At 57.4% G+C, this 9,114-nt stretch carries 8 protein-coding genes and 1 pseudogene; 6 read left to right on the top strand and 3 right to left on the bottom strand.

The window, feature by feature from the left end:
* Positions 1–7: 7 nt before the first annotated feature.
* Positions 8–772: pseudogene (gene istB, locus IE224_RS20075) on the top strand (IS21-like element helper ATPase IstB); the annotation flags it as partial.
* 363 nt (positions 773–1,135) lie between these two features.
* Here istB and IE224_RS20080 read toward each other — a convergent pair.
* The 3 genes from IE224_RS20080 to IE224_RS20090 form a co-directional block, all read right to left on the bottom strand.
* Positions 1,136–2,128 (bottom strand): transketolase family protein, encoded by a 993-nt coding sequence (locus tag IE224_RS20080; RefSeq protein ID WP_202380377.1) that lies wholly within the window; start codon positions 2,126–2,128, stop codon positions 1,136–1,138.
* Positions 2,125–2,961: a transketolase gene (locus IE224_RS20085; RefSeq protein WP_268246570.1), complete on the bottom strand. Its 837-nt coding sequence runs from the start codon at positions 2,959–2,961 to the stop codon at positions 2,125–2,127. The genes IE224_RS20080 and IE224_RS20085 overlap by 4 nt, the downstream gene beginning before the upstream one ends.
* Positions 2,962–3,036: 75 nt before the next feature.
* Entirely contained in the window at positions 3,037–4,020 is a 984-nt protein-coding gene (locus tag IE224_RS20090) for a LacI family DNA-binding transcriptional regulator (RefSeq protein ID WP_191313213.1), read from the bottom strand.
* Between the two features lie 212 nt (positions 4,021–4,232).
* On the opposite strand from IE224_RS20090, the gene IE224_RS20095 reads away from it, so the two are divergent.
* From IE224_RS20095 to IE224_RS20115, 5 genes are read left to right on the top strand one after another with little or no spacing between them, the layout of a single operon-like run.
* The gene (locus tag IE224_RS20095) at positions 4,233–5,057 is read left to right on the top strand and encodes an ABC transporter permease (protein WP_202380378.1); all 825 of its coding nucleotides are present in this window, start codon (positions 4,233–4,235) and stop codon (positions 5,055–5,057) included.
* A complete protein-coding gene (locus IE224_RS20100) occupies positions 5,054–5,857 on the top strand; it encodes an ABC transporter permease (RefSeq protein WP_202380379.1) in 804 nt (267 codons plus the stop codon). Before IE224_RS20095 ends, IE224_RS20100 begins: the two co-directional genes overlap by 4 nt.
* Positions 5,857–6,633 carry an ABC transporter ATP-binding protein gene (locus IE224_RS20105; protein WP_191313216.1) on the top strand — a complete coding sequence of 259 codons (777 nt, stop codon included), beginning with the start codon at positions 5,857–5,859 and terminating at the stop codon, positions 6,631–6,633. Before IE224_RS20100 ends, IE224_RS20105 begins: the two co-directional genes overlap by 1 nt.
* 25 nt (positions 6,634–6,658) lie before the next feature.
* The gene (locus IE224_RS20110; RefSeq protein ID WP_191313219.1) at positions 6,659–7,711 is read left to right on the top strand and encodes an ABC transporter substrate-binding protein; all 1,053 of its coding nucleotides are present in this window, start codon (positions 6,659–6,661) and stop codon (positions 7,709–7,711) included.
* 41 nt (positions 7,712–7,752) lie between these two features.
* Positions 7,753–8,709: an NAD(P)-dependent oxidoreductase gene (locus IE224_RS20115; protein WP_191313221.1), complete on the top strand. Its 957-nt coding sequence runs from the start codon at positions 7,753–7,755 to the stop codon at positions 8,707–8,709.
* Positions 8,710–9,114: the final 405 nt, after the last annotated feature.

The following is a 9,114-nucleotide window of genomic DNA, read 5'->3' on the forward strand; positions in this document are numbered from 1 at the left end:
GGCCGTCATGCGTCATGATCCCGCCAGCGGTGCCATCGTCATCATGCTTCGCAGCCTGAAGATGCACGGCATGGCACAGGCTGTCACCGACTTGATAGAACAGGCTGCGCCGGCCTTTGACGCAGCCGTGCCGATCCTGTCTCAACTGCTGAAAGCCGAACTGGCCGAGCGCGAGGTCCGCTCCATCGCCTATCACATGAAGGCCGCACGCTTCCCCGCCTACAAGGACCTCTCGGGCTTCGACTTCTCAGCCAGCGAGATCAACGAAGCCACAGTCCGGCAACTCCACCGCTGCGAGTTCATGGACGGGGCCCAGAACATCGTCCTGATCGGCGGCCCGGGCACCGGAAAGACCCACATCGCAACCGCCCTCGGCGTCCACGCCATCGAGCATCACCGCCGCAAGGTCCGCTTCTTCTCCACCATTGAACTGGTCAACGCCCTCGAACAGGAGAAGGCCAAGGGCAAGGCCGGGCAGATTGCCGAAAGCCTGACCCGCCTCGATCTCGTGATCCTTGATGAGTTGGGATATCTGCCCTTCAGCGCCTCGGGCGGGGCGCTGCTCTTCCATTTGCTGAGCAAGCTTTACGAACGCACTAGCGTCGTCATCACCACCAACCTCAGCTTCAGCGAATGGGCCACAGTGTTCGGCGATGCCAAGATGACCACCGCATTGCTCGACCGGCTCACCCACCGCTGCCACATCCTGGAGACCGGAAACGACAGCTTCCGCTTCAAAGCCAGTTCAGCTGCAGCAGCACGCAAGAAGAAGNTGGAAATCAACACGTCTGGCCAAGGAGCTGCAGGACAAAGAAGTGTTAAAAGGCCGCTAGGCCTCCGGGCTGCCAGATGCCCCCTAAGCCGCTCAATAAAGCCCGTAATACACGGAGCAGCAGCCGGAGAGGTGGTCGGATAGGGAGTTATTCAAGGCCTCGCAGAGTCCTCAAACTACCCCTGAGAGGATACACGACGGAGGATACAGTCAGGGCAACTGCAGGCCCGTAATCAAAGAGGGCACAATACCAGCATGACGGGATGGGACACATAGAGGCGCTGGCTTTGCTACCTGTGCGCTCTCAGGGCCGTGCTCGTTGGTTGTCAGGTGTGCGGTTAAGCTGTGAACTGGAACGTGGGTTCATCCTGCCAAAAGCGACTTTGCGGCGTTTTCAACGGCGGCAGCGCTCAGTCCGTATTTCTGGAACAGATAGGGTGTCGATCCACCCTCGGCGAAGGTGTCGGCAATGCCAACGCGCTTGAATGGTACAGTTAGACCTGCCTCCATCAGGGTTTCCGCAACGGCGGATCCCAGTCCTCCGATGATCGAGTGATTTTCTGCCGTGACAACCGCGCCGCACTCCTTTGCCGCGGTGGTGACGATGTCTTCGTTCAATGGTTTCAAGGTGCAGATGTTGATGACCCTAGCCTCAACACCAGTGGATGCAAGCGCTTCGGCTGCCTGCAAGCTGACATCGACCATCATCCCGCTGGTCAGGATCGCGACATCATTGCCCTCGCGCAGTATCCTCCCCTTCAGCACATCATTCGCGCTTACTGGAATAGAGGGGTTTGCAGGATTCTCAAATCTTCTCATCCGCATATAGACGGGGCCTGTCATGAGATAAGCTGCTTGTACGATTGCATGGACGTCCTCCGGTAGACCAGGCTCCATTACCATCATGTTCGGCAAAGCCCTGATAAGGGCGACATCATCGATAGCCTGGTGCGAAACGCCGAGCAATGTGGACAGGCCCGGCATGAAGCCGGCGATCTTCACGTTAGTCCGGGGATAGGCCATTTGCATGGCTATCTGATCATAGCACCGCCGAGTCGCGAAGACGCTGAAGCTGTGGAGAAAGGGAATATCACCCGAACGCGCCATTCCCGCAGCCGCGCCGACCATGTTGGCTTCGGCGATGCCCATGTGGAACAGCCTGTCCGGGAAACGATCCTGAAACAGGTTCGTTTCAGTGGATGCGGTCAAGTCCGCTCCGAGGCAGACCACGCGAGCATCAGCCTCGGCAAGGCGGACGATCGCTTCGCCATAGAGACTGGGCATATTCGCGTTCCCGTAGACGTTGACGGGTGATGCGAAGTCGCCGACATCCAGTGTGTCCAAAGCATTCTTCATCTGGAAATCTCCAAGGCTTCCAGCGCGCGGGCGGCCAGTTCGGGAGGAAGCTTCATGTTATGGCTTTTCTTTCCTTCGAGGAACTCGATGCCCTTTCCGACTAAAGTCTCGGCGATGATGACGCTGGGCTTGTTGGTGACGCTACGGGACCGGTCCAAAGCGGCCCTGAGTTGGTCGATATCGTTCCCGTCTGCGAACTCGACATTCCACCCGAATGCATCCCATTTCTCGGCGATCGGACGCATTTTCAGAATGAGGTCGGTGTCGCCCTCCACTTGCATCCAGTTCAGGTCGATGATCAGGCAGATATTGGATAACCCATAGCTGCCAGCAGCCATGGCCGCCTCCCAGACCTGCCCCTCCTGTAACTCCCCATCACCTAGAATGACATATATCCGGTGATCTTGGTCTTTGCGCCGCGCCGAGAGGGCCATTCCGACAGCAACCGAAAGCCCCTGACCCAAGGATCCGCAGGTGGCCTCAACCACCGGGCCCATTCGTTCGGATACATTGATTTCTAGCGCTGAGCCGTCCGTCGTGTATTCGGCAAGGCGGGATGTCGGGAAGAAGCCTCTTTCCGCTAATGTCGCGAGGAAGACAGCGGAGTTATGCGCCGTAGACAGAATGCAACGATCACGTTCTTCCCAATCAGGACGCGACGGATCCAACCTGAGTTCGTCGAAGTACAGCGTCGCAAATATGTCGGCGGCGCCGAGCCCCTGTGCAACGTATCCCTGTCCGCGAGGCGCGATCATCTGGATGACCGATTGTCTTATCCGGCGTGCGCGTTCGGCGAGTTCCGCTGTTGACGTCTGGCCTAAGTGACCTCGCATCGTTCCACCCCCTTGGTATCGTTACCAAGGACTGTTGCCTACAATGGTATCGATGTCAATGGTTCGAGTGTCGGTTCAGGCGCTGCGTCGTTCGATTATCTCAAAGCCTAGGTCAATAATGCGCGGCTCTGTGCTACCACCGGAGAGCCGCTTCAGCACTTCTTGGGCGGCACGACGACCAATCTCTTCTCTCGGCACGCGAACGGTGGTTAACGGGGGGCTTGTGTAACTGGCAAGGCCGACATCGTCAAAACCCACTACGGCAAGCTGTTCGGGCACACGGATGCCTTGATTCTGACACTCCATCAGAACCCCGATGGCCAGAATGTCGGATGCCGCGAAGACTGCGTCGAGTTCGGAATTTTGCGATAACAGTTCGGTCAAAGCGCGGGCGCCATTCTCAAATTCTAGCGGCTTCCGAACAATGCCGCGTTCGGGAACTTCCAACCCTGCTTCCTGCAGGGCTGCAGCAAAACCACGTTCGCGTTGCTCAACACGGTCGTTGTTTTCACGAGGGCCGCCGATGTAGCCGATCTTTCGGTAACCTTTGCGTATCAGCAGTCTCGTCATGGCCTGCGCAGCATCGAAATTCGAAATACCCACAACCGTATCACGCGGCTCGTCAGGGATGTTCCAGATTTCGACCAGCGGAACTTCCGCGCGGGCAATCAGATCGATTGTTGTCGCAGAGTGGGTATAGCCCGTCAGGATGATGGCGTCCGGTTTACGAGCCAGAAACGCAGTCACTAAAGATTCTTCCTCTTCCAGCGAATAGCCGCTGTGGCCGATCAGCAGGTGATAGCCTGCCGGCCGAAAAATACCGGACATCACCTGGATCGTCTCGGCGAAGATCGAGTGTGCAATCGTCGGCACAATAACGGCAACGATCCGGCTTTTTTGAGAGCGAAGCGTTCCGGCGGCAATATTGGGCGTATATTGAAGCTTTTTCGCCGCAGCCTGCACCTTCTCCAACAGGTGGGGCGAGACGCGGTCTGGGCTGCTCAGCGCCCGCGAGACGGTGATTGCGGCGACCCCAGCTTCGGCGGCGACATCGCGCATGGTCACCGATCGCGACGGCTCAGTTTTCCTAGCCATTGTCACCACTCCATTTAGGTTTTTTACATGGCAGCACGCCGACTGCTAATGAAATTTTTGGCCAGTCGGTACAAGACAGTTTACAAAGGTATCGTTACCATGATTAAGATGGTTACGATACCAAATCGACGTTTTCCAAGAAAGCAATGCGACTAGGTGTCGGGGAGGAACATCGTTTGACAGATAATGTAGCAGGCGGCGGCGACGCCGCCGGGATGAACATCAGACGTTACCTGCCGCAACGCAGGACGTTGATCAGTCTTGCTGGACTGGTGATTGTATTATGCCTGTGGGCAGTCGTCACAATGGGTTTGAAGCTGGTAAGTCCAGTCCGGTTTCCAAGTCCGCTGGATACCTGGTCAGCAGCGCGCCAACTGATCTTCACCGGATATGGCGGGGGATTACTTTGGGAACAGGTCTGGCACAGTTCGAGACTTGTTCTGCTGGGGTTCGCCGTTGCGGCATCCTCAGGTGTCGCACTGGGGATCATCATGGGGATTAGCCGCAGGGCGCAGCTTTTCATCAATCCGACGTTTCTTCTTCTGCGTCCTATTCCACCACTCGCCTGGATCCCGCTGGCGATCTTGTGGTTCGGATTGGGTGATACCTCGAAGATCTTCGTTATCTGGTACGCCGCTTTCGTGCCGTGCGTTCTGAACACGCTTGCCGGCATTCGTACTGTCGACAAGACGCTGATCGCAGCGGCGCGTGTTCATGGCGCTTCCCCCGGCAGGGTGCTGAGAGAAGTACAACTGCCCGGCGCTCTGCCAATGGTATTCACGGGACTGCGCCTGTCCCTGCAGGCTTGCTGGACAACTCTGGTCGCGGCCGAACTTGTCGGCGCATTTTTTGGTATTGGTCGCGTTCTGGTGATTGCGGGGCAGGATATCTACCCCGGCATGATCCTGGTTGCGATGCTGTGCGTGGCGGCGCTGGGCGCGGGAATGACCAAAGTTCTCACCGTGATCGAACAACGCCTTCTGGCATGGAGGTTCGCATGAGCACGCTCGATGAAATCATGCCAATATCCGTCAGGGTGTGGTGGACAGTTGCGGGTTTCCTTGCGCTGCTGGGGCTATGGTTAGGCGTAAGCCACTCGGGCTTGATCGAGGCGAGGATGCTGCCCGGGCCTGAGACCGTCGCATCGACCATCCTGAGGCTGATGCACGAGTCCTTCGCCGGCTCAACCCTGCAGGAACACTTGGTCTCGAGCCTTGGTCGCTATCTGCTAGGCTTCGGGCTCGCCGTCCTGATCGGTATACCGCTTGGCCTGATGATGGGGTGGTTCGAGTGGCTCGATGACCTGGTCACGCCGTTCTTCGAGATGTTGCGTTTCATTGCGCCGATCTCTTGGGTGCCCTTTGCCGTCCTATGGTTCGGCACGGGAATAGGTGGGCCGTTGCTGATCATATTCTCAGGCGCGTTTCCACCTTGTCTGATCAACGCGTATCGCGGAGCCAAGATGGTCGACAAGCGCCTGATCGAAGCGGTCCGAACACTTGGGGCCTCGAACTATCGCGTGATCAAGGATGTGCTGCTGCCAGGATCCCTTCCGTCTATCGTGACTGGCGTCAGGCTCAGCGCCGGCATCGGCTGGCAGTCCCTGATCGGCGCAGAGCTGATCGTAGTGTCCTCGGGAATTGGATACCTGATGGTGCAGGGGCAAGCGAACTTTGCCACCGATATCGTCATGGCCGGAATGATAACGATCGGCTGTATCGGGCTTCTCATCGATTTCAGCCTCAGGGTGATCGAGCAAAGCATCAGCCGAAAGTGGAGCCAAGGCGGGGGGAGCCAGTAATGAGCGCGATCGAGTTTCATAACGTTGGAAGAAAATTCGGAGCTTACGAGGCAATTGCCGACGTATCGTTGGCGGTTCGAGACAAAGAATTCATCGCAATCGTCGGGCCTTCGGGCTGTGGAAAGACGACGTTGATGCGCATGGTCGCGGGACTTGAATTTCCAACCGAGGGGCGGGTCACGGTGAATGGTCGGGTCGTTCGCGCGCCGGGACCTGACCGGGCCGTGGTGTTCCAGCAGTTTGCATTGCTGCCGTGGCGCACCGTGCGAGAAAACATCGGCTTCGGTCTGACCTGCACGGGCACCGCGGCCTCGGAAAAGCGCAAACTTGTCGATCACTACATCAAGATGATGCATCTCGACGGTCATGCCGACAGCTATCCCCATCAACTCTCAGGCGGCATGCAGCAGCGGGTTGCGCTTGCGCGGTCATATGTGATCGACCCCGATGTTCTGCTGATGGACGAACCTTTCGGCGCACTTGATGCCCAGACTCGAACAGTCATGCAGGAAGAACTGGTGCGGCTTGCCCGGGACAATCCGCGCACGGTGCTATTCATCACGCATTCCGTCGAAGAAGCCGTGTACCTCGCCGACCGCATCGTCGTGATGGGGAAAAAGCCGGGTTGTATTAGGGAAATCATCGACGTGTCCGACGTGCGGACATCCGAAGCATGGCAAGAACTTGGCATCGACGAGGTGATGGATCTGCCGTCCTTTGTCCACCTTCGCACCCGCGTCTGGAGACTACTGCGGAGCCAAATGGACGATGAGTAACGTAAGTACAAAAGGGAGGATCACAATGAACAAAGTAAAGGCGACCTTTTTAAGTTTTGTCGGCGGAGGCTTGCTATTCTTAGGCGTCCCGGCATTTGCGCAGTCTGATAAGGTTGCGATCAGCATCAGCTATCAGCCGGCAATCTACGGGCTTGGGATTGAGATCGCGACTGCCAAAGGATGGTGGGAAGAAGCCGGCCTTGACCCACAGTTTACCATGTTTCCGTCCGGCGCGCCGCAGATTGCCGCAGCCGCAGCAGGTGACTGGGATGTGGGTCTGATCGGCGCGCCGCCCGCCGTTCTAGGGGCATCGCGGATCGGCCTTCAGACAATCGGCGTGGCGACTGTCGAAGGCAATGCCAATGTCGTCCTCGCCCGACCTGATCAGGCAGAGCAGATCCGGGATGATCCCTCCCTCTTGAAAGGCAAGCCGTTCCTGCTCTCGACCAACTCGACGGCGGAGTACGCGGCTTGGGGCTGTCTTTCCAAGCTCGGACTTCAGAAGGGTGACATGCAGTTCGTGAACCTGTCCCCGAGTCAGATTGTCTCGGCCTTTACGAACGGCGAGGGAACGCTTGCGGCGACTTTTACGCCCTTTGCCTACACGATCGAGCAGCATGCCGGTGCGGTCCGCTTGTGCTCGGCTGCCGACGCGGATCTGTTCCTGCTCTCGGCCATCGTTGTACGGCCTGAGTACGCCGAGGCAGACAAGCAAGCGGTGGCGAAGTTTCTGGCCACCTATCTGCGCGCAATCCAATGGATCAAGAACAACCAAGAAGAAGCGCAGACGATGCTGAAAGAATTCTACGCTAAGAACGGTGTCCTGATTGAAGACAAGTACATGCTTCAGGAAATGTCTCAGGATCGCCAGCAATACAGTCTTGAACAGCAGCTAGAAGCGTTCTCGCGCGCGTCAGGGCCGTCAACTATCGATCAGGCATTCGATAGCTTCATGGACTACCTGATAGAGACCGGAACAATCCAACAGAAGCTAGAGCCAGAAAGCTTCATCAGCGATGAATATCTGCAGATGATCGAAGCTGATCCGGAACTGAAGGCGTGGGCAAATAACCAGTAAGAGCGGTGGCCTCGTAAGAGGCCGCCAACAAGGAGTGATTCATGCAGACAATAACTCCGCCATCGTCCATTGCCTTCATTGGCGTCGGGACGATGGGTGCGCCCATGGCAAGACATCTCATCAAGACCGGCTTTCGGGTTTCGGTTCATGACGCATTTCCCGGAGCACGAGAGGCATTCGTGCACGAGGATTGCAAGGTTGCACTCAACGCCATGGATGCCGCCCGCGGCGCGGCAGCCATTATCACTATGCTTCCGACGGCCAAAGACGTACGCCAGGCACTTTTCGGGCCAGAGGGGGCGGTCAAGGGCGCCACGAAGGCATCCATTGTTCTGGAGATGAGCACGATCAATGCGCAGGAAAGTCGCATTATCGCGCGTGAGCTGGATGCGGCAGGTCTTCGCATGGTCGATGTTCCAGTCGCAAGGACGCCGGAGCATGCACATGCTGGAACACTGCTCGCCATCGCAGGGGGGGCGAAACACGATATTGCCGAAGTGACGCCAATCCTCGACTCCTTCTGCGAGCAGGTCTTTCACGTTGGACCCCAAGGTGCGGGTATACGCCTGAAGTTGATCAACAATTACATGTCACTTGTGGGGATGCTGCTTGCTGCCGAGGGTCTGACGCTTGCACGCAAGGCCGGGATCGACCGTGCTCAGGCCTTGAAGTTGTTAGCATTGACCCCGGCGGGCCGGGGACAGTTGACGACGAATTTTCCTCGCAAGGTGCTTGCTGGCGATATCAAGCCGGATTTCCCCCTCCGTATGGGACTTAAGGATCTGAAACTCAGTTTGGAGCTGGGAGACGAGCTCTCTTGCCCCCTTCTTCTCGGTGCTAGTGCTCGGACGGTCTACGCTCAGGCATTTGCATGGGATCGAGCAGACCAGGACTGCACCGCAATCCTGCATTTGATTGAGGACCTGTCACAGGCCGATGCGGACCTGAGAGACCGTTCTAATCTCATCGAAAGATATGATGACCTTACCCATAGCTGAATGACGCATCCGATGTGGGCAATAACAAGCCGAACTTTGATGCTTGAGGTGGTTTATCCCAATCCATGGAAGTGCGGCTATTCATGGAGCGACCGGAAAGTTCCCTGCATTGCGCGGGATCGAGCTGGACTACAGCTGGTGGGGCTGGGTCGATGTCAGCCACGACATGATGCCCCGTATTACCAGCCTGCCCGTACGTCGGGGCTATTCTATTCGCTGGGCTACGACGGCAACAGGGGGTCATGTACTCGGCCATGGCAGGTCGCTGCCTGGCGCAACTGGTCGCCGGCAAAACTGTCCCAGACCTGCCGATCTTCAACATCGAACTTCCCCACGAGGGCTGGAAGACGCCGTTCCGGCGGCTGGGCCAGTGGGGCCTTTATCAACTTTACCAATATCGCGACG

It is taken from the genome of Paracoccus aerius (genome assembly GCF_014656455.1).
In the GTDB taxonomy this organism is placed as follows: Bacteria; Pseudomonadota; Alphaproteobacteria; order Rhodobacterales; family Rhodobacteraceae; genus Paracoccus; species Paracoccus aerius.

Coding starts and splice junctions, on each gene's coding strand:
- IE224_RS20110 (WP_191313219.1), top strand. CDS start 6,659: ATGAACAAAGTAAAGGCGACCTTTTTAAGTTTTGTCGGCGGAGGCTTG.
- IE224_RS20085 (WP_268246570.1), bottom strand. CDS start 2,961: ATGCGAGGTCACTTAGGCCAGACGTCAACAGCGGAACTCGCCGAACGC.
- IE224_RS20115 (WP_191313221.1), top strand. CDS start 7,753: ATGCAGACAATAACTCCGCCATCGTCCATTGCCTTCATTGGCGTCGGG.
- IE224_RS20105 (WP_191313216.1), top strand. CDS start 5,857: ATGAGCGCGATCGAGTTTCATAACGTTGGAAGAAAATTCGGAGCTTAC.
- IE224_RS20090 (WP_191313213.1), bottom strand. CDS start 4,020: ATGCGCGATGTCGCCGCCGAAGCTGGGGTCGCCGCAATCACCGTCTCG.
- IE224_RS20100 (WP_202380379.1), top strand. CDS start 5,054: ATGAGCACGCTCGATGAAATCATGCCAATATCCGTCAGGGTGTGGTGG.
- IE224_RS20080 (WP_202380377.1), bottom strand. CDS start 2,128: ATGAAGAATGCTTTGGACACACTGGATGTCGGCGACTTCGCATCACCC.